This window comes from Pseudomonas zhanjiangensis, from assembly GCF_041027545.1.
GTDB lineage: Bacteria > Pseudomonadota > Gammaproteobacteria > Pseudomonadales > Pseudomonadaceae > Aquipseudomonas > Aquipseudomonas zhanjiangensis.
The window spans coordinates 511,416-529,146 of the sequence record NZ_JBFTEG010000001.1 but is presented as its reverse complement, the minus strand read 5'-3'; the positions used below and the strand labels follow the sequence as shown (position 1 = coordinate 529,146).

Genomic DNA, 17,731 nt, shown 5'->3' with positions numbered 1-17,731 from the left:
GACCGCGCCGTCTGGAAAATTTAGCAGGCCTTGGCCATAGCGAAAGAAACTCGGTGCAACGGTCGCGATCGAAGACGAGCCGCGCGACTCAGATCAGCGCCTTGCCGTGACGGACGAAGGTTGGCTTGACCACCCTGACGGGGTACCACTTGCCGCGGATCTCGACCTCGGCGCGCTCGCCGGCCTGGGCCGGGACGCGGGCCAGGGCGATCGACTTGCCCAGGGTCGGCGAGAAGCTGCCGCTGGTGATCTCGCCCTCGCCCACCCCCTCGACTCGCACCACCTGATGGGCGCGCAGCACGCCGCGCTCTTCGAGTACCAGGCCGACCAGCTTGGGCTGGTCGCCGGCGGCCCGCTGGGCCTCCAGCGCCTGGCGGCCGACGAAACCTCGGCTGTCCGGCTCCCAAGCGACGCTCCAGGCCATGTTGGCGGCCAGCGGCGAGACGCTGTCGTCCATGTCCTGGCCGTAGAGGTTCATCCCGGCTTCCAGGCGCAGGGTATCGCGGGCGCCCAGGCCGATCGGCGGAATCCCGGCACCGACCAGGTCGTTGAGAAAGGCCACCGCCTGCTCGGCCGGCAGCATGATTTCCAGGCCATCCTCGCCGGTGTAGCCGGTGCGGGCGATGAACCAGTCGCCTTCGGCCAGGCCCTGGAACGGCTTGAGTTCATGGATCAACGCGGCGCGCGCCTGGGTCACCAGGTCGGCCACCTTGGTCCGCGCCTGCGGCCCCTGGACGGCCAGCAGGGCCAGATCGCTGCGCTCGCGCAGCTCGACGGCGAACTCACCGCGCTGCTGGTCCATCCAGGCCAGGTCCTTGGCGCGGGTGGCGGCGTTGACCACCAGGCGGTAGCCCGGCTCCTGGGCAGCAGAGTCGCAGAGGTAGACGATCAGGTCGTCGATCACCCCGCCCTGGTCGTTGAGCATGCCACTGTAGAGGGCCTTGCCGGGCATCTGCAGGCGCTCGACGTCATTGGCCAGCAGGTGCTGCAGGTAGGCCTTGGCCTGGCCGCCGGTGACATCCACCACACACATGTGGGAGACATCGAAGACCCCGCAATCGCGGCGCACCTGGTGATGCTCCTCGACTTGCGAGCCGTAGTGCAGCGGCATGTCCCAGCCGCCGAAGTCGACCATCTTGGCACCCAAGGCGAGGTGCAGGTCATAGAGAGGGGTGCGCTGTCCCATGGGTGTCTCCTTCCGGGCTTGGCAGGGCCGCGGGCAGGTCGCGAAAACCGCCGGGGCCCGCTGAATCCGGGCACTGGCATGGCACTTCACGCACCCGGTCCGAATGACGGCCCGCAGCGAATGGCGCGCATTGTAGCGGCAAGACCCGGGGCGGTCATCTTGGCCGTAAGGCGTATTCACCCATTTTTCGTGGGGATAGGCGCCGACACCTTCGCTAGCCGATCCGCCGAGCCGAGCGGCGGATCAGCAGAATGACCGGCAGCAGGCCGACCAGCACCAGGGTCAGGGCGGGCAAGGCGGCGCGGGCCCACTCGCCCTCGCTGGTCATCTCGAACACCCGCACCGCCAGGGTGTCCCAGCCGAAGGGCCGCATCAGCAGGGTCGCCGGCATCTCCTTGAGCACATCGACGAACACCAGCAGCGCCGCCGACAGCGCCCCGGGCACCAGCAGCGGCAGATAGACCCTGAAGAACAGGCCGGTGCCGCCGACGCCGAGGCTGCGCGCGGCCTCCGGCAGCGACGGCCGGATACGCGCCAGGCTGTTCTCCAGCGGACCGTAGGCCACCGCCATGAAACGCACCAGGTAGGCCAGCAGCAGCGCCGCCAGGCTGCCCAGCAGCAGCGGCCTGCCGGCACCACCGAACCACTGCGACAGCGGGATCACCAGATGGCGGTCCAGGTAGCTGAAGGCGAGCATGATCGCCACCGCCAATACCGAGCCGGGCAGGGCATAACCGAGGTTGGCCAGGCCGACGGCGCTGCGCATCGGCCGGGTCGGCGCCAGGCGCCGGCAGAACGCCAGCAGCAGGGCCATGCTGACGGTGATCAGCGCGGCCATGCCACCCAGGTAGAGGGTGTGCAGGATCAGCGCGCTGTAGCGCTCGTCCAGATCGAAGCGCCCGCGCTGCCAGAACCAGACGAGCAACTGCAGCAGCGGGATGACGAAGGCGCAGACGAACACCAGCGCGCACCAGGCGCTGGCGGCCAGGGCCCGGCCGCCGCGCAGCTGATACAGCGCCTTGCCCCGTGGGCGTTCATGAACCGGTCGCACCGCACCGCGGGCGCGGCGCTCGCCATACAGGGCGAGCATCACCCCGAGCAGCAGCAGGCTGGCCAGCTGGGTCGCGCTGGTCAGGCTGTAGAAGCTGTACCAGGTCTTGTAGATGGCGGTGGTGAAGGTGTCGTAGTTGAACACCGACACCGCACCGAAATCGGCCAGGGTCTCCATCACCGCCAGGGCCAGACCGGCACCGATGGCCGGTCGCGCCATCGGCAGGGCCACTCGCCAGAACGCCTGCCAGGGGCTCTGCCCGAGGACCCGCGCGGCCTCCATCAGGCCCTTGCCCTGGGCCAGGAAGGCATTGCGCGCGAGCAGATAGACATAGGGGTAGAACACCAGCACCAGGACGATGATCACCCCGCCGGTGGAGCGCACCGACGGCAAGCGCAGGCCGGCGCCGAACCATTCGCGCAGAAGGCTCTGCAGCGGCCCGGCGAAGTCCAGCAGACCGACGAAGACGAAGGCCAGGACATAGGCGGGAATGGCGAACGGCAGCATCAGCGCCCAGTCCAGCCAGCGCCGCCCGGGAAACTCGCAGAGGCTGGTGAGCCAGGCCAGGCTGACCCCGAGCAGGGTCACCCCGACGCCGACCCCGAGCACCAGCACCAGGGTATTGCCGACCAGGCGCGGCAACTGGGTTTGCCACAGGTGTGCCCAGATCTGCCGATCCACCTCGTGCCAGCTCAACAGCAGCACGCTCAGCGGCAGCACCACCAGCAGGGCAATGGCGAAGGCGATGGGGTACCAGCGACGCTGGGCAGGATGGGCCACGCAGACTCCTAGCAGACGAAAACGCAACGCCCCGCAGAGGCGGGGCGTCGGGAGTATAAAGCCAGCCGGCCAAAGGGTGGACAACCGCGAAGCGTTTTCCAGCGCAACTCGGCGGCGGATGTCAGTAGTGACATCCGCCCTAGCCGGCCGCCATCAGTTCCAGCCGGCGCGGTCCATCAGCATGGTCGCCTCGGCCTGGCGCCTGCCGGCCACTTCCAGGGGAATGCTGTCGGCCTTGAAGCTGCCCCAGGCGGCGACTTCCGCCGAGGGTGCGACCTGCGGGTTGGCCGGGAATTCCTGATTGAGGCCGGCGAACAGGCCCTGGGCCTGTTCGCTGGTCATCCACTCCAGCAGCTTCTGCGCGGCCTCGGGGTGCGGGGCATAGCGGGTCACGCCGGCGCCGGACAGGTTGACGTGAACGCCGCGATCGGCCTGGTTGGGCCAGAACAGCTTGGCCTTGAGCTCCGGATTCTGCTTGTGCAGGCGGCCGAAGTAGTAGGTATTGACGATGCCGACATCGCACAGGCCGGCGTCGACGGCCTGAATCAGCGCCGTGTCATCGGCGAACACGTCGGTGGCCAGGTTGTTCACCCAGCCCTTGACGATTTCCTCGGTCTTGGCCGCGCCATGGGTCTCGATCAGGGTGGCGGTCAGCGACTGGTTGTAGACCTTCTTGCTGGTACGCAGGCACAGGCGGCCTTCCCAGTTCTTGTCGGCCAGGGCCTCGTAGGTGCTCAGTTCATCCGGCTGGACCCGCTCGGTGGAGTAGACGATGGTCCGCGCGCGCAGCGACAGGCCGGTCCAGCTGCCGGTACTGGAGCGATACTGGGCGGGAATGTTGCGCTCGATGACCTCGGACTGCAGCGGCTTGAGCACGCCCTGCTGCTCGGCCTGCCAGAGGTTGCCGGCGTCCACGGTGATCAGCATGTCGGCCGGGGTGTTCTCGCCTTCGGCCCGCAGGCGGGCCAGCAGCGGCGCCTCCTTGTCGGTGATGAACTTCACCTCGACGCCCGTCTTGGCGGTATAGGCATCGAACACCGGCTTGATCAGCTCGTCGATGCGCGAGGAGTAGACCACCACTTCGTCGGCGGCCTGTACGGCTCCCGCCAACGCGGTAAGGGTGAGGGCGGCGAACAAACGCTTGCTAACCTGCATGGGTACTGCCTCTTGGTCGTAGGTGAGTCACTGAGCCAAATAGTAGTGAATAGCATTTAGTTTCTCAACCACCACTTCCCGCCCAGCGCCGCCCTGCTGATCCAGATCAATACCGGCATCCGCCACTCGACGAGCAACGCCCCTCAGGCGCGGGCCAGCGCCGGCAGGTCGCCCGACAGGCCGAGCGCCTGGCGCACGAACAGCGCCTTGGCATCGGGCAGCTCGTCGACCCAGTTGAGCCCGGCATTGCGCAGCCAGCGCAGGGGCAGCGGATCGGCCTGGAACAGCCGCTCGAAACCCTCCATGGCCGCCATCATCGCCAGGTTGTGCGGCATCCGGCGGCGCTCGTAGCGACTCAGCACCCGTACATCGGCCAGGCGCTCACCGCGCGCCAGGGCGTGCTGCAGCACCTCGGCGAGCACCGCGACATCGAGAAAGCCCAGGTTGACCCCCTGGCCGGCCAGCGGATGGATGCTGTGGGCGGCATCGCCGACCAGCACCAGGCCATCTTCGACGTAGCGCTTGGCGTGGCGCTGGCGCAGCGGGATGCACAGCCGGCGATCGGCGTGCAGCACCTGGCCCAGGCGATGCTCGAAGGCCTTGCCCAGCTCGCGGCAGAACGCCGCGTCATCCAGCGCCATCAAGCGTTCGGCTTCGTCCGGCACGGTGGACCAGACGATCGAGCACCAGTGCTCACCGGCCGGGCCGACCAGAGGCAGCATGGCCAGCGGGCCGTCATCGGTGAAGCGCTGCCAGGCGGTGGCCTGGTGCGGTTGTTCGCAGCGCACGCTGGTGACGATGGCGTGATGCAGGTAATCCCACTCGCGGGTCGCGCAACCGGCCAGCCGGCGCACCGCCGAGTTGGCGCCGTCGGCGGCGATCAGCAGGGGACTGCGCAACTGCCGGCCATCAGCCAGGGTCAGCAGCCAGTCGTCGCCCGAGCGGCGCAGCTGCTCCACCCGAGCGCCGGCCAGCAGGCCGATGCTGCTGTCGTGCAGGCGCTCGAGCAGGGCATCCTGCACCACCCGGTTCTCGATGATGTGGCCGAGGGTGTCGGCATGCACGCTGCTGGCGCTGAAATGGATCTGCCCGGTGCCGGAGCCATCCCACACCCGCATCTGTGCATAGGGGCTGCTGCGCCGGGCGAGGATGCCGGCCCAGGCACCGAGGCGCTCGAGTACCCGCTGGCTGGCGATCGACAAGGCACTGACCCGCGGCTCGAAGGGTGCGGCGGCGGCGAACGGCGAGACGCTGAGCGGCCCGCCATCGACCAGCAGTATCTCCAGGCCGGTCTCCTGCAGGGCCAGGGCTAGGCTGCTGCCGACCATACCGGCGCCGACGATGATCAAATCTGCACGCATGTCCATTCCTTAAGCGGCCTGTCGCAGGCGGGGTTTGAGCCGCACGTAGAGAGTCTTGTGCACCCTCGCCACCAGGGCGCCGGCGCCGTCGCGCACCTCGACCTGCAGCTCGGGCAGGTACTTGTCACCACCGGCGGTGCGGGCACGGATCTGCTCGAGCAGGCTGGCCTCGAGACCGAAGTCGGCGTACACCGGCCCTCTGCCTGGGGCAATGAAATCGATGTGCGCGGCCTTGTCCCAGACGACATAATCGCCGCCGAGGTTCTCCATCAGCATCAGCATGAAGAAGGGGTCGGTCATCGAGTAGAGACTGCCGCCGAACTGGGTGCCGACGTAGTTGCGGTTATACCAGCCCAGGCCCATCTTCACCCGCACCCGACGGAAGTCTGCGCTGATCTGACGCACCCGCACCCCGGCGCCGAGATAGGGCGGATACAGGTTCAGCGCCCAGCGCAGCAACCGCGCCTTGCGCGCCCTGCGTCCGGCGTCCATGCCTAGCGCTCCACACGGGTGCCCAGGCCCATGGCCTGGCGCGCGAACCAGTGCTTGGCCGGCGGCAGCAGATCGAGGCCGAGCAAGCCGAGGTTGCGCCCGGCCGCGAGTACCGGCTCGCCGCTGCCGAACAGGCGGGTGAGCCGATCGGAGAAGCCCACGGTCAGCTGCTGGTCGCTGCGCTGACGGCGCAGATAGGCCTGCAGGGTGGCGAATTCGCCAAGCGGCGCGCTGCTGCCGAGCAGCGCCTCGGTCAGCGCCAGGGTATCGCGCAACGACAGGTTGTAACCCTGCCCGGCGATCGGGTGCAGGCTGTGGGCGGCATTGCCGAGCACCACCAGGTGCGGGCGCACCTGCTCGCGGGCTTCGACCAGCGCCAGCGGGTAGAGGTGCCGCGCGCCGACCTGGCGCAGTGCACCGAGGCGGTAGCCGAAGGCCTGCTGCAGTTCGGCGAGAAATGCCCGGTCGTCGACACGCAAGAGGCGCTCGGCATCCGCCGAGGGACGGGTCCAGACCAGCGCGCAGCGGTTGTCGGACAGCGGCAGCAGGGCCATGGGGCCCGCGTCGGTGAAGCGCTCGAAGGCCTGGCCGCCATGGGCCTGCTGGGGGCTGATATTGGCGATCAGGGCACTTTGCTCATAGGGCTGGCGACTGACCGCGATGCCGAGTTGCTCGCGCAGCCCGGAGCGGCCGCCGTCGGCGAGAATGGCCAGGTCGCAGTCGAGCTGGGCCTCATCGTTGAGGGTCAGGCGATAGCCATCGCCCAGGGCGTCGAGGCGGGTCACCTCGGCCGGACAGCGCCAGCTGATCACCTCGGCGTCCAGCGCCTGCCACAGGCAATGGCCGATCCAGGCGTTCTCCACCACGTAGCCAAGCGCCGGCACGCCCTCCTCCTCGGCCTGCAGGCGCGCGGCGGCGAAGCGGCCGCGGTCGGAGACATGGATCTGCCGAATCGGCTCGGCCCGCTCGGCAATCGCCGACCAGAGGCCCAGGCGCTCGTAGATCAGCCGGGTGCCATAGGACAGCGCGGTGGAACGCGCATCGTAACTGGGCTGGTAGGCGTCGCCGGGGGCGAAGGGCTCGATCAGGCAGATCTGCCAGCCGCGCGCCTTGGCCGCGTCCTGCAGGGCCAGGGCCAGACTGGCGCCGACCAGGCCACCGCCGACGATCGCGAGATTGACCCGCTGCATGGCCTCAGGCGACCTCGCTGCGCGCGGCCGCCATCAGCGCCTCGATCTCGGCCACGGTCTTCGGCACGCCGGTGGTCAGTACCTCGCAACCCTGCTTGGTCACCACCACGTCGTCCTCGATGCGCACGCCGATGCCGCGCCATTTCTTCGCCACCTTGTCGTTGTCGACGGCGATATAGATCCCCGGCTCGACGGTCATGGTCATGCCGACTTCCAACACCCGCCACTCGCCGCCGACCTTGTAATCGCCGACATCGTGCACGTCCATGCCCAGCCAGTGCCCGGCGCGGTGCATGTAGAACGGCTTGTAGGCCTCGGCCGCGATCAGCGCGTCGACCTCACCCTCGAGCAGGCCCAGCTCGACCAGGCCGGCGGTGATCACCCGCACCGTCGCCTCATGGGCCTCGTTCCAGTGCTTGCCGGGGGCGATGTGCTTGAAGGCCTCCTCGTTGGCGGCCAGGACCAGCTCGTAGATGGCCTTCTGCTCCGGCGAGAAGCGCCCATTGACCGGGAAGCAGCGGGTGATGTCGCTGGCGTAGCAGTCGATCTCGCAGCCGGCGTCGATCAGCACCAGGTCGCCATCCCTGAGCGGCGCGTCGTTCTCGCGGTAGTGCAGGATGCAGGCGTTCCTGCCGGCGGCGACGATCGAGCCGTAGGCCGGCATCTTCGCCCCGCCCTTGCGGAATTCGTAATCCAGTTCGGCTTCCAGATGGAACTCGTGCAGCCCTGGGCGACTGGCTTGCATGGCACGGATGTGGGCACGGGCGGAAATGTCCGCGGCCTCCTGCATCACCTTGATCTCGTTGGCCGACTTGTACAGACGCATATCGTGCAGCAGGTGATCGAGGGCGACGAACTCGTTGGGCGGCGAGGCGCCCTGGCGCGCCTTGGAGCGAATCTGGTTGATCCACTCCATCAGGTGGCGGTCGAACTCCTGGTTGGTGCCCATGGCGTAATAGACCCGCTCGCGCCCCTCGATCAGGCCGGGGAGGATGTCGTCGATATCGCCGATGGGAAAGGCATCGTCGGCGCCATACTGGGCGATGGCCCCGTCCTGACCGGCGCGCAGGCCGTCCCAGAGCTCGCGCTCCGGGTCGCGCTCGCGGCAGAACAACACGTACTCGCCGTGCTCGCGCCCGGGAATCAGGGCGATCACCGCCTCCGGCTCGGGAAAGCCGGAGAGGTACTGGAAGTCGCTGTCCTGGCGGTAGACGTGCTCGACGTCGCGGTTGCGGATGTACACCGGCGCGGCCGGCAGGATGGCGATGCTGTTGGGCTCCATCTGCGCCATCAGCGCCTTGCGCCGACGGGCATATTCCGACTTGGGGATGCTGATCATGGGCAGGCAGGGTCCATTGGTTGAGGCGAAGGCAATCAGTGCAGCGAGGGCTTGGCCGCCACTGGCGCGGGCTTGGCGCACTCGCTGAACAGCAGCAGCGGGGCGACGCGCAGGTACTCCATCACCTCCATGTAGTCGTTCTCGCCGTCTTCCGACTCTTCCAGGGCATTCTGCACCTGGGCGATGGCCGACAGGTCCTGCAGCACCTCCATGGCCTCGGCGCTCAGCGCCTTGTCGCCAGCCGTCAGGCCGAAACCGCCGAGAAAGCCCTGGCACCACTGACCCAGGGCGGCGGCCCGCTCCTGCAGCGGCGCCTCGTCGGGCGGCAGCAGCAGCACCACGGCGACGTCATCACCGGTCAATTCGGTCTTGACCATCTCCTGCAGGCCGATCAGGGCCTGGCGGATACTTTCCTGCGGGGCCTCGCCGAGCAGCTCGGCGGCATCCACCAGCCAGGCGTCGGCATCGAAGCCGGCGCCGGCGCAGCTGCGCCCCAGCAACAGGCCATGCAACTCGGCGGGCGAAACGGGATTGGCGCTGCTGGCAAGCAACGCGGCGAAGGCGGCATAGGCGGAACTGGAAGTCGGCATAGATAACTAGGCGCCAGGCGGCGCAATCACTAGAATGAAGGCCTCGTATCCTAGCACCGGCAGGCGCGGCAAGACCATCGGCGGGTTTGACCCCGCGCGCGGACGCGCCTATATAGTCCGGTCAATCCTTGCCTTAGCGAGAGCCCATGGAAGACGCCGACCTGCACGCCCTTACGACCAAGCTGGACCTGCTGATCCAGCGTGTCGAGCAGCTTAAGGCCCACAACCGACTTCTCCTGGCGAATGAAAAGGCCTGGCGCGAGGAACGCGCCCATCTGATCGAAAAGAACGAAATGGCCCGGCACAAGGTCGAATCGATGATTTCGCGCCTCAAAGCCCTGGAGCAGGACACATGACCCAGTCGAATACCGTCACCGTGCATATCCTCGACAAAGACTATTGCATCGCCTGCCCAGCGGAGGAGCGCAGCAACCTGGAAAGCGCCGCCCGCTACCTGGACGGCAAAATGCGCGAGATCCGCTCGAGCGGCAAGGTCATCGGCGCCGACCGCATCGCCGTGATGGCCGCCCTGAATATTTCCCACGAGCTGTTGCACAAGCAGCAACACCTGGAACAGCACTCGAACTCGACCCGCGACCAGGTGCGCCACCTGCTCGAGCGGGTCGATTCCGCTTTGGCCAGTGACGGCGACGGCCAAGGTGGCTGATTGCAAGGCGGCAGTTTCGGGTATACTGGCCGCCGCTCCCTGGAGTGTGCGCCAGTTGGTGATGTCCCTGAGCCGATACGCACAAACCCGGGGGTTGCATGTTGGGGCAGGTGTGCATGTCCGCCTGACGGAAAGCCTTAACGCCTCCTGCAACCTCCACCTTGAACTTTCGGGTTCAAGGGCTAAACCGACAGCGGCACGTCGGGGAGTCACTCATTTCTGCCTGCTGCGCACCCGCAGCACCCGGTCTCTCGCCTGACATGCTCGAAGCCAACGATCTGACCCGCGCTCAACTGCGCCGCCTGCTGCGCAAGACGCGCAGCGCCCTCGACCTGCCGACTCAGCGCCGCGCCGCGCGCGACCTGTATCGCCAACTGAGCCAGCACCCGCATTTCCGCCGTGCCCGACATATCGCCCTGTACCTGCCCAACGATGGCGAAATCGATCCCGGCCCACTGCTGCGTGCCGCGCAGGCCCGCGGCAAGGCCACCTACCTGCCGGTATTGAACCGCTGGCCGCACAGCAAGATGGTGTTCCAGCGCGTGCGCGCCAACGAGAAGATGACCCCGAACCGCTTCCGCATCCCCGAACCCCGCCACAATCGGGCGAAGCAGCGCAAGATCTGGGCACTGGACCTGATCCTGCTGCCACTGGTCGGCTTCGATCGCCACGGCGGTCGACTCGGCATGGGCGGTGGCTTCTACGACCGCAGCCTGGGCTATCGCGACATGCGCAAGAGTTGGCACAAACCGACACTTTTGGGCCTGGCCCACGAATGCCAGCAGGTCGATCGACTGACCATGGCCAGTTGGGATGTGCCGCTCGCGGCAACGGTGACGGACAAGGGCTGGTACTAGTACGCCGCGTTCCCTGCGGCGTGCACGGCGATCAACCGACGGTCGACGACTGTTTGGCCGGCGCGTCCATTGGACGATCCCACAGACTCTGGGTGTAACCCGTGGTAACCACGCCCAGGCTGAACAGTATGACCAATACCCACAATATGTCTGGCTTGCGTTTCATAGGATGCCTCCTCCTTCAAGGCACACTGCGCACGGTGGACCGGCGGCAATTATTTTTATGGATCGTGCGGTAGGCTCTGGCGCATGCCCCGATACCGTCCATCGAAGCGTCGCGAACCGGAATTTTCTGGCGCCAGTTGGCCGCCAGCTACCCATACGACAAGGTGTCCTCCTAAAGGACGGACTTCCGGGAGCAAAGTTCATGCCTTTTTGGTTGATGAAGTCAGAACCCGCCGAACTCTCCATCGCCGACCTGCAGCGCCTGGGCCAGGCTCGCTGGGATGGCGTACGCAACTACCAGGCCCGCAATTTCCTGCGCGGCATGCAGGTCGGCGACCTGTTCTTCTTCTATCACTCCAGCTGCGCGGTACCGGGGATCGCCGGAATCGCCCGTATCGAGCGCGCCGCCTACCCCGACCCCAGCGCGCTCGACCCCCACAGCCACTACTTCGACGCTAAGGCAAGCAGCGAGAAAAACCCCTGGAGCGCGGTCGATGTCGCCTTCGTCGAAGCCTTCCCCGAGGTGATCCGCCTGCCCCAACTGAAGGCACAGAGCGCCCTGACGGCGCTGCCCCTGGTGCACAAAGGCAGTCGCCTGTCGGTGATGCCGGTCAGCACCGATGAATGGCAGGCAATCCTCGCCCTGCGCTGAGTCGTGCTGGCATCGCATGCCGGCACTGTGCTATTGAATTAGGCGAACCCAGCGGAACCCGCCTATGCCGCCGCCGCGCCCACAGTACTCCTGGCCCGCACGCCTGGCGCTTGCGGCGCTGCTGCTGGCCCTGTGCCTGGCCAGCCTGCTGATCTGGCGGCAGATGCTGATCGCCCAGCAGGAGCGCATCGCCGAGCGGGTCGGCTACCAGGCCCGCAGCCTGGCACGCCAGCTGGAAACCAGCCTGAACGATCAGGTCGAGGATTTGCACCGCATGGGCCTGCTGTGGAACCACCGCGGCCGCATTCCCCGGGACGAATGGACAATCGATAGCCAATCCTCGCTGAACCACTTCAAGGGCTACCAATCGATCCAGTGGCTCGGCGCCGACCTGCGCATGCGCTGGGTCCTGCCCCTAGAGGGCAACGAAGCCGCCCAGCACTTTCGTCTGACCCCGGCACATCCGAACTTCGATCTGGCGATGCAGGCCAAGGGCGCCGGAGAACCGCGCTTCTCCAACAGCTTCGGCCTGGTCCAGGGCGGCCGGGGCTTTATCCTCTATACGCCCCTGTACATTCGCAACGAACAGGGTGAGCGGGTATTCGACGGCTTTCTGCAGGGCGTATTCCGGGTCGGCAAGCTGATGGACGAACTGCTCGCCAACCTCGACAGCGAGCAGTTCAGCGCCGACCTGCTGGAGGCCGGCCACCCGATCTACAGCCACCCACGCACCGATACCCTCGTGGCCTTGCAGCAGGAAGTGCCGCTGCGCCTGTTGAACAACCAGAGCTTCGCCCTGCGCCTGACGCCCAGCGAGCGCCTGCTGGAACAACTGAGCACGCCACTGCCGCAGGTGGTGCTCGGCGCCAGCCTGACCATCAGCCTGCTGCTGGTCGCCGCCATGGCGCTGGCCCTGGAGAATGCCCGGCGCGCCGGTGCCCTGCAGGCCAGCAACCAGAACCTGAACCTGCAGATCAACCAGCGCCAGCAGATCGAACAGGTGCTGCGCGAGAGCCGCGAACGCCTGCAACTGGTGCTCGACCTCACCGACTCCAGCCGTGACGGCCTGTTCGTCATCGACCCCTACAGCCGCGAAGTCCTGCACATGAACCAGGCCACCTACAGCAGCCTGGGCTATAGCGCAGAGGCCTTCAGCGAACTGCTCAAGGAGGACCCGGAGCAGCTTCTACCCGGCTACCACCAGTGGCTCGAAGAGGTGCGCCAGGCCCAGCAGGCCAGGCTCTCGACCATCTTCCAACGACAGATGCGCCGCCGCGATGGCAGCTATCAACCCGCGGAGATCAGCGCCCAGCTGGTCCAGCAGCATGGCCACGAGTACCTGATCGGGGTTTCCCGCGACAACAACGAGCGCCTGCGCCTGGAGGCACAACTGCAGCGCCTGTCGCAGCAGGATGGCCTGACCGGCCTGTTCAATCGGCGTTACTTCGACAACCAGCTGAGCAGCGAGTGGCGCCGGCTGCGCCGCCAGGGTGCGCCGCTGGCGCTGCTGATGCTGGATATCGACTACTTCAAGGCCTACAACGACAAGCTCGGCCACCTGGCCGGCGATGACGCCTTGCGCCAGGTCGGCGACGTGCTGAAGAGCTGCCAGCAGCGCGAAGGCGATACTGCCTGCCGCTATGGCGGCGAAGAGTTCGCCATCATTCTCCCCGATACGGACCTGGAAGGCGCCATGCACGTGGCGGACGAGGTGCAGCGGCAGATCGACGAGCTGAATATCGAACACCCCGCCAGCCCACTGGGCCGCCTGTCCCTGAGCATCGGCGTGGCCGTGGCCCAGCCTGGCAGCGGCGAGCAACCTGAGAGCCTGGTGGCCCATAGCGACCAGGCGCTGTACCGGGCCAAGCACGCGGGACGCAACCGCACCTGCGTCTGGCAGCACGAGCCGTCCTAGCGGCTCGCTCGGCAGCCGCGCCGCAACGGCGCGTCTACTGGATGATCAGGTTGTTGAACAACAGATCCTCGACCAGCGGCGCGCCCTCTTCCTGAGTGAGCACATCCTGCACCTGCTTGAGCGCCTCCTGGCGCAAGGCTTCCTTGGCACCGGCGGCACCCATGGTCTGGTCGGTTTGCTGGGAAAACAGCATCACCAGCTGATTGCGGATCAAGGGCTCATGGTGCTTGACCTTCTCCTCGGCCTCGCTGCCAGTGACGCGCAGGGCGACATCGGCCTTGTAGAACTTCAGCTTGGGCCCGACACCGAAGTTGCCCACCAGCGCGGGCGTCAGATTGATATAGGCAACTACGGGCGCCTTGCCCTCCTCGCCCTCGCTCTTGGACTCCGAGGCGGATGCCAGCAGGGGCATCGACAGGGCTAGCAACACGGCGATAACGGCTTTCACAGGCATGGGCTCTCCAGAAGGTTGCCCTAGCATAGCCACAGCCGCGCCGCGACCCAAGCCCCGGGCTTATGCTTGCCCATCAGAACCGACCATGCTCGTTGACCCGCCGCACCGCCCTCCTACACTGCAGGACCACCCACGCAAAGGAACCACCCGATGAAAGCCGTGCTGTGCAAAGCCTTCGGCCCCGCCGAAACCCTGGTCCTGGAAGACATCGCCAGCCCCGTCGCCAAGGCCAACGAGGTCCTGCTCGAGGTGCATGCCGCCGGAGTCAATTTCCCGGACACCCTGATCATCGAGGGCAAGTACCAGTTCAAGCCGCCCTTCCCCTTCTCCCCGGGTGGCGAGGCAGCCGGCGTGGTCGCGGCGGTCGGCGACAAGATCAAACACCTCAAGGTCGGCGATCGGGTGATGGCCCTGACCGGCTGGGGCAGTTTCGCCGAACAGGTTGCGGTAGCCGGCTACAACGTGATGCCGATTCCGCAGGATATGGACTTTGCCAGCGCCGCCGCCTTCGGCATGACCTACGGCACCTCGATGCACGCGCTCAAGCAGCGCGCCAACCTGCAGCCGGGCGAGACCCTGCTGGTGCTCGGCGCCTCGGGTGGCGTCGGCCTGGCGGCGGTGGAAATCGGCAAGGCCATGGGCGCCCGGGTGATCGCCGCGGCGAGCAGTGCCGAGAAGCTGGAGGTGGCCAGGGCCGCAGGCGCCGACGAGCTGATCAACTACAGCGACAGCAGCCTGAAAGACGAGGTGAAGCGCCTGACTGGCGGCCAGGGCGCCGACGTGATCTACGACCCGGTTGGCGGCGACCTGTTCGATGCGGCCGTCCGCAGCATCGCCTGGAATGGCCGCCTGCTGGTGGTCGGCTTCGCCAGCGGGCGCATCCCCGAACTGCCGGTCAACCTCGCCCTGCTCAAGGGCGCGGCGGTGGTCGGAGTGTTCTGGGGCGCCTTCGCCCAGCGCCAGCCGCAGGACAACGCCGCCAATTTCCAGCAGCTGTTTGCCTGGCACAGCGCAGGCAAGCTCAAGCCGCTGGTCTCGCAGACCTATCCGTTGGAACAGGCGGCTCAGGCGATCGACACCCTCGGCCAGCGCAAGGCGGTGGGCAAGGTGGTGGTGCAGGTGCGGTAGGGGAAAACGAGCGCAGACCGTTCCCACCAGGGAATCGGGCGGCGGAAGACGCTGCGCGGTTTTCCACCCTACGGGCTGGCGGCAACGGTCAGGCCGCCTGGTCAACGAAGAAGGCCGCCAAACTGGCGGCCTTCTTCATGAGCGGCGCCTAACCGCGCGGCGCGTAGGCAAACACGTCGGCGCGCATCTGCCGAGCGTCCATGCCCGCCTCGACCAGGGCGTCAAGGGTCGCATAGACCATCGCCGGCGAACCGCTGGCGTAGACGTGCAGCGCCTTGAGGTCGCCGAAGTCCTCGCGCACCGCTTCATGCAGCAGGCCGCGCCGGCCCTGCCAGTCGACCGGGTCGCTGACCACCTGATGCAGGAACAGATTGGGCAGTTGCTGCCATTCGTCCCAGCAGGGCAACGCATAGAAATCTTCCGGACGCCGCGCCCCCCAGTACAGATGGACCGGGTGCTCGAAGCCGGCCGCCCGGCAGTGCTCGATCAGGCTGTGCATCTGCGCCATGCCGGTGCCGGCGGCGATCAGCACCAGGGGACCATCGGGCAATTCGGCCAGGTGGGTGTCGCCGAAGGGCAACTGCACCCGAGCGAAGCCCTGCGCGCGCAAATGCTCGATCAGCGCGCGGCTGGAAGCGTCGCGGGCCAGGATGTGCAGCTCCAGTTCGCGCCCCGACAGTGGCGCCGAGGCCAGGGAAAACGCGGCGAACTCGCCATCGCCCCGCTGCAACAGCAGATACTGCCCGGCGTGGTAGCGCGGCACCTTGCCGGCCGGCGCGCGCAACAGCACGCGGTAGACGTCGCCACCGACCGCCTGGCACTCGATCAGCTGACAGCTCAGTTCGCGCACCGGCAGCTCGCCGGGCAACAGCACGCCGTCCCACAGCAACACGCAGTCCTGCTCGGGCTCGGCCAGGCAGGCGAACACCTCGCCGTGGTCATGCGACGCCCCGGCCTGGCGCACCCGGCCATTGACCAGCAGGGCCGCGCAGATCTGGCAATTGCCATTGCGACAGCTCTGCGGGCAGTCGTAGCCCAGGCGCCGTGCGGCGTCGAGGATACGCTCGCCCGGCTCGACTTCGAGCACGGCACCGGAGGGTTGCAGGGTCACTCTCATCACTATTCAGTCCACCAGGAAAAACCAAGGGCGCTGGCACCACCAGGAAACCGCCCATACATCCAGCTTAGTCGCATCAGTCGATACCCAACCCGGCCCAGAGCTCGTCGACCCGGCGTTTGACCGCCTCGTCCTGAACGATGGCCCGGCCCCACTCACGATTGGTCTCGCCGGGCCACTTGTGGGTGGCGTCCAAGCCCATCTTGCTGCCCAGCCCGGAAATCGGCGAGGCGAAGTCCAGGTAGTCGATCGGCGTATTGTCGATCATCACCGTATCGCGCTTGGGATCCATACGCGTGGTGATGGCCCAGATCACGTCGTTCCAGTCCCGCGCATTGATGTCGTCATCGGTGACTATGACGAACTTGGTGTACATGAACTGTCGCAGGAACGACCAGACCCCCAGCATCACGCGCTTGGCGTGCCCCGGATACTGCTTCTTCATGGTCACCACTGCCATGCGGTAGGAGCAGCCCTCCGGCGGCAGATAGAAGTCGCTGATCTCGGGAAACTGCTTCTGCAGGATGGGCACGAAGACCTCATTCAGCGCCACGCCGAGAATCGCCGGCTCATCCGGCGGTCGCCCGGTGTAGGTGCTGTGGTAGATCGGCTGCTGGCGGCGGGTGATGCGCTCGACGGTGAACACCGGGAAGCGATCGACCTCGTTGTAGTAGCCGGTGTGGTCGCCGTAGGGCCCCTCGTCGGCCATCTCGCCGGGATGGATCACCCCCTCGAGGACGATCTCGGCGCTGGCCGGCACCTGCAGGTCGCTGCCGCGGGCCTTGACCAGCTCGGTCTTGTGGCCGCGCAGCAGGCCGGCGAAGGCGTATTCGGACAGACTGTCCGGCACCGGGGTGACCGCACCGAGGATGGTCGCAGGATCGGCGCCGAGGGCCACGGCGACCGGGTAGGGCCGATCCGGAAACTTTTCGCACCAGTCGCGAAAATCCAGGGCGCCGCCGCGGTGGCTGAGCCAGCGCATGATCAGCTTGTTGCGGCCGATCACCTGCTGACGGTAGATGCCGAGGTTCTGCCGCTCCTTGTTCGGCCCCTTGGTGATGGTCAGGCCCCAGGTGATCAGCGGCCCGACATCGCCCGGCCAGCAGGTCTGCACCGGCAGCTTGCTCAGGTCGACGTCCTCGCCTTCCTCGATCACCTCCTGGCAGGGCGCATCCTTGAGCACCTTGGGCGCCATCGACAGCACCTTCTTGAAGATCGGCAGCTTGGACCAGGCGTCCTTGAGCCCCTTGGGCGGCTCCGGCTCCTTGAGGAAGGCCAGCAGCTTGCCGATCTCGCGCAATTCGCTGACCTCTTCGGCGCCCATGCCCAGCGCCACCCGCTTGGGCGTGCCGAACAGGTTGCCGAGCACCGGCATGCTGAAGCCGGTGGGGTTCTCGAACAGCAGCGCCGGACCGCCCTTGCGCAGGGTGCGGTCACAGACTTCGGTCATCTCCAGCACCGGCGAAATCGGTGTCTGGATGCGCTTGAGTTCGCCGCGCGCCTCCAGGCCGCGGATAAAGTCGCGCAGGTCGCGATACTGCATGCAGGAGCCTCGTCTGGGGCAGTCCAATCGGGGGCGCAAAGTTTAGCGCCGAACTGGGATATTCAGAAGGATGACGCGCGGCGCAGATG

The 17,731-nt window shown here is 66.9% G+C and carries 17 protein-coding genes and 1 other RNA gene; 7 read left to right on the top strand and 11 right to left on the bottom strand.

Annotation, left to right across the window (positions count from 1 at the left end; genetic code table 11):
- Positions 1-88 precede the first annotated feature (88 nt).
- From gcvT to AB5S05_RS02375, 8 genes are all read right to left on the bottom strand, one after another.
- Positions 89-1,186, bottom strand: a complete 1,098-nt coding sequence (gcvT, locus tag AB5S05_RS02410) for a glycine cleavage system aminomethyltransferase GcvT (protein ID WP_369285821.1) — start codon at positions 1,184-1,186, stop codon at positions 89-91.
- Between the two features lie 214 nt (positions 1,187-1,400).
- Positions 1,401-3,017: an ABC transporter permease gene (locus AB5S05_RS02405; RefSeq protein ID WP_369285820.1), complete on the bottom strand. Its 1,617-nt coding sequence runs from the start codon at positions 3,015-3,017 to the stop codon at positions 1,401-1,403.
- Positions 3,018-3,170: 153 nt separating this feature from the next.
- Entirely contained in the window at positions 3,171-4,172 is a 1,002-nt protein-coding gene (locus tag AB5S05_RS02400) for an extracellular solute-binding protein (protein ID WP_369285819.1), read from the bottom strand.
- Between the two features lie 143 nt (positions 4,173-4,315).
- On the bottom strand, positions 4,316-5,533 hold the full coding sequence (locus AB5S05_RS02395) for a 2-octaprenyl-3-methyl-6-methoxy-1,4-benzoquinol hydroxylase (protein WP_369285817.1): 1,218 nt from the start codon (positions 5,531-5,533) through the stop codon (positions 4,316-4,318).
- Positions 5,534-5,542: 9 nt separating this feature from the next.
- A complete protein-coding gene (locus AB5S05_RS02390) occupies positions 5,543-6,025 on the bottom strand; it encodes a DUF4442 domain-containing protein (protein ID WP_369285816.1) in 483 nt (160 codons plus the stop codon).
- A gap of 2 nt (positions 6,026-6,027) precedes the next feature.
- Complete coding sequence (gene ubiH / locus AB5S05_RS02385; protein ID WP_369285815.1) at positions 6,028-7,215, bottom strand: 2-octaprenyl-6-methoxyphenyl hydroxylase; 1,188 nt, start codon at positions 7,213-7,215, stop codon at positions 6,028-6,030.
- A gap of 4 nt (positions 7,216-7,219) precedes the next feature.
- Positions 7,220-8,554 carry a Xaa-Pro aminopeptidase gene (gene pepP, locus AB5S05_RS02380; RefSeq protein WP_369285814.1) on the bottom strand — a complete coding sequence of 445 codons (1,335 nt, stop codon included), beginning with the start codon at positions 8,552-8,554 and terminating at the stop codon, positions 7,220-7,222.
- 35 nt (positions 8,555-8,589) lie between these two features.
- Complete coding sequence (locus tag AB5S05_RS02375) at positions 8,590-9,144, bottom strand: YecA/YgfB family protein (RefSeq protein WP_369285813.1); 555 nt, start codon at positions 9,142-9,144, stop codon at positions 8,590-8,592.
- Positions 9,145-9,290: 146 nt separating this feature from the next.
- Between AB5S05_RS02375 and AB5S05_RS02370 the strand changes: the two genes are divergently transcribed.
- The 6 genes from AB5S05_RS02370 (at position 9,291) to AB5S05_RS02345 (ending at position 13,400) form a co-directional block, all read left to right on the top strand.
- Entirely contained in the window at positions 9,291-9,500 is a 210-nt protein-coding gene (locus AB5S05_RS02370) for a TIGR02449 family protein (RefSeq protein ID WP_369285812.1), read from the top strand.
- Positions 9,497-9,811 (top strand): cell division protein ZapA, encoded by a 315-nt coding sequence (locus AB5S05_RS02365; RefSeq protein ID WP_369285811.1) that lies wholly within the window; start codon positions 9,497-9,499, stop codon positions 9,809-9,811. Before AB5S05_RS02370 ends, AB5S05_RS02365 begins: the two co-directional genes overlap by 4 nt.
- A 33-nt stretch (positions 9,812-9,844) precedes the next feature.
- A non-coding RNA gene (gene ssrS, locus AB5S05_RS02360) (6S RNA) lies at positions 9,845-10,023 on the top strand.
- A 48-nt stretch (positions 10,024-10,071) separates the two neighbouring features.
- Positions 10,072-10,668, top strand: coding sequence for a 5-formyltetrahydrofolate cyclo-ligase (locus AB5S05_RS02355; RefSeq protein ID WP_369285810.1), 597 nt, complete (start codon positions 10,072-10,074; stop codon positions 10,666-10,668).
- 367 nt (positions 10,669-11,035) lie between these two features.
- Positions 11,036-11,485 carry an EVE domain-containing protein gene (locus AB5S05_RS02350; protein WP_369285809.1) on the top strand — a complete coding sequence of 150 codons (450 nt, stop codon included), beginning with the start codon at positions 11,036-11,038 and terminating at the stop codon, positions 11,483-11,485.
- Positions 11,486-11,549: 64 nt separating this feature from the next.
- Positions 11,550-13,400: a sensor domain-containing diguanylate cyclase gene (locus tag AB5S05_RS02345; protein WP_369285808.1), complete on the top strand. Its 1,851-nt coding sequence runs from the start codon at positions 11,550-11,552 to the stop codon at positions 13,398-13,400.
- A gap of 34 nt (positions 13,401-13,434) precedes the next feature.
- Here AB5S05_RS02345 and AB5S05_RS02340 read toward each other — a convergent pair whose 3' ends face one another.
- Positions 13,435-13,848 (bottom strand): flagellar basal body-associated protein FliL, encoded by a 414-nt coding sequence (locus AB5S05_RS02340; RefSeq protein ID WP_369285852.1) that lies wholly within the window; start codon positions 13,846-13,848, stop codon positions 13,435-13,437.
- A 156-nt stretch (positions 13,849-14,004) separates the two neighbouring features.
- Between AB5S05_RS02340 and AB5S05_RS02335 the strand changes: the two genes are divergently transcribed.
- Positions 14,005-14,982 carry an NADPH:quinone oxidoreductase family protein gene (locus AB5S05_RS02335; protein WP_369285807.1) on the top strand — a complete coding sequence of 326 codons (978 nt, stop codon included), beginning with the start codon at positions 14,005-14,007 and terminating at the stop codon, positions 14,980-14,982.
- Positions 14,983-15,130: 148 nt separating this feature from the next.
- Here AB5S05_RS02335 and AB5S05_RS02330 read toward each other — a convergent pair whose 3' ends face one another.
- Together AB5S05_RS02330 and ubiD are read right to left on the bottom strand one after the other, a co-directional pair.
- On the bottom strand, positions 15,131-16,099 hold the full coding sequence (locus tag AB5S05_RS02330; RefSeq protein ID WP_369285806.1) for a CDP-6-deoxy-delta-3,4-glucoseen reductase: 969 nt from the start codon (positions 16,097-16,099) through the stop codon (positions 15,131-15,133).
- Positions 16,100-16,175: 76 nt separating this feature from the next.
- Positions 16,176-17,642, bottom strand: coding sequence for a 4-hydroxy-3-polyprenylbenzoate decarboxylase (gene ubiD, locus AB5S05_RS02325; protein ID WP_369285805.1), 1,467 nt, complete (start codon positions 17,640-17,642; stop codon positions 16,176-16,178).
- Positions 17,643-17,731: the final 89 nt, after the last annotated feature.

Excerpts from the sequence above, each read along its gene's own strand:
- gcvT (WP_369285821.1), bottom strand. The coding sequence starts at position 1,186 with ATGGGACAGCGCACCCCTCTCTATGACCTGCACCTCGCCTTGGGTGCC.
- AB5S05_RS02400 (WP_369285819.1), bottom strand. The coding sequence starts at position 4,172 with ATGCAGGTTAGCAAGCGTTTGTTCGCCGCCCTCACCCTTACCGCGTTG.
- AB5S05_RS02395 (WP_369285817.1), bottom strand. The coding sequence starts at position 5,533 with ATGCGTGCAGATTTGATCATCGTCGGCGCCGGTATGGTCGGCAGCAGC.
- AB5S05_RS02390 (WP_369285816.1), bottom strand. The coding sequence starts at position 6,025 with ATGGACGCCGGACGCAGGGCGCGCAAGGCGCGGTTGCTGCGCTGGGCG.
- ubiH (WP_369285815.1), bottom strand. The coding sequence starts at position 7,215 with ATGCAGCGGGTCAATCTCGCGATCGTCGGCGGTGGCCTGGTCGGCGCC.
- pepP (WP_369285814.1), bottom strand. The coding sequence starts at position 8,554 with ATGATCAGCATCCCCAAGTCGGAATATGCCCGTCGGCGCAAGGCGCTG.
- AB5S05_RS02375 (WP_369285813.1), bottom strand. The coding sequence starts at position 9,144 with ATGCCGACTTCCAGTTCCGCCTATGCCGCCTTCGCCGCGTTGCTTGCC.
- AB5S05_RS02370 (WP_369285812.1), top strand. The coding sequence starts at position 9,291 with ATGGAAGACGCCGACCTGCACGCCCTTACGACCAAGCTGGACCTGCTG.
- AB5S05_RS02365 (WP_369285811.1), top strand. The coding sequence starts at position 9,497 with ATGACCCAGTCGAATACCGTCACCGTGCATATCCTCGACAAAGACTAT.
- AB5S05_RS02355 (WP_369285810.1), top strand. The coding sequence starts at position 10,072 with ATGCTCGAAGCCAACGATCTGACCCGCGCTCAACTGCGCCGCCTGCTG.
- AB5S05_RS02350 (WP_369285809.1), top strand. The coding sequence starts at position 11,036 with ATGCCTTTTTGGTTGATGAAGTCAGAACCCGCCGAACTCTCCATCGCC.
- AB5S05_RS02345 (WP_369285808.1), top strand. The coding sequence starts at position 11,550 with ATGCCGCCGCCGCGCCCACAGTACTCCTGGCCCGCACGCCTGGCGCTT.
- AB5S05_RS02335 (WP_369285807.1), top strand. The coding sequence starts at position 14,005 with ATGAAAGCCGTGCTGTGCAAAGCCTTCGGCCCCGCCGAAACCCTGGTC.
- AB5S05_RS02330 (WP_369285806.1), bottom strand. The coding sequence starts at position 16,099 with ATGAGAGTGACCCTGCAACCCTCCGGTGCCGTGCTCGAAGTCGAGCCG.
- ubiD (WP_369285805.1), bottom strand. The coding sequence starts at position 17,642 with ATGCAGTATCGCGACCTGCGCGACTTTATCCGCGGCCTGGAGGCGCGC.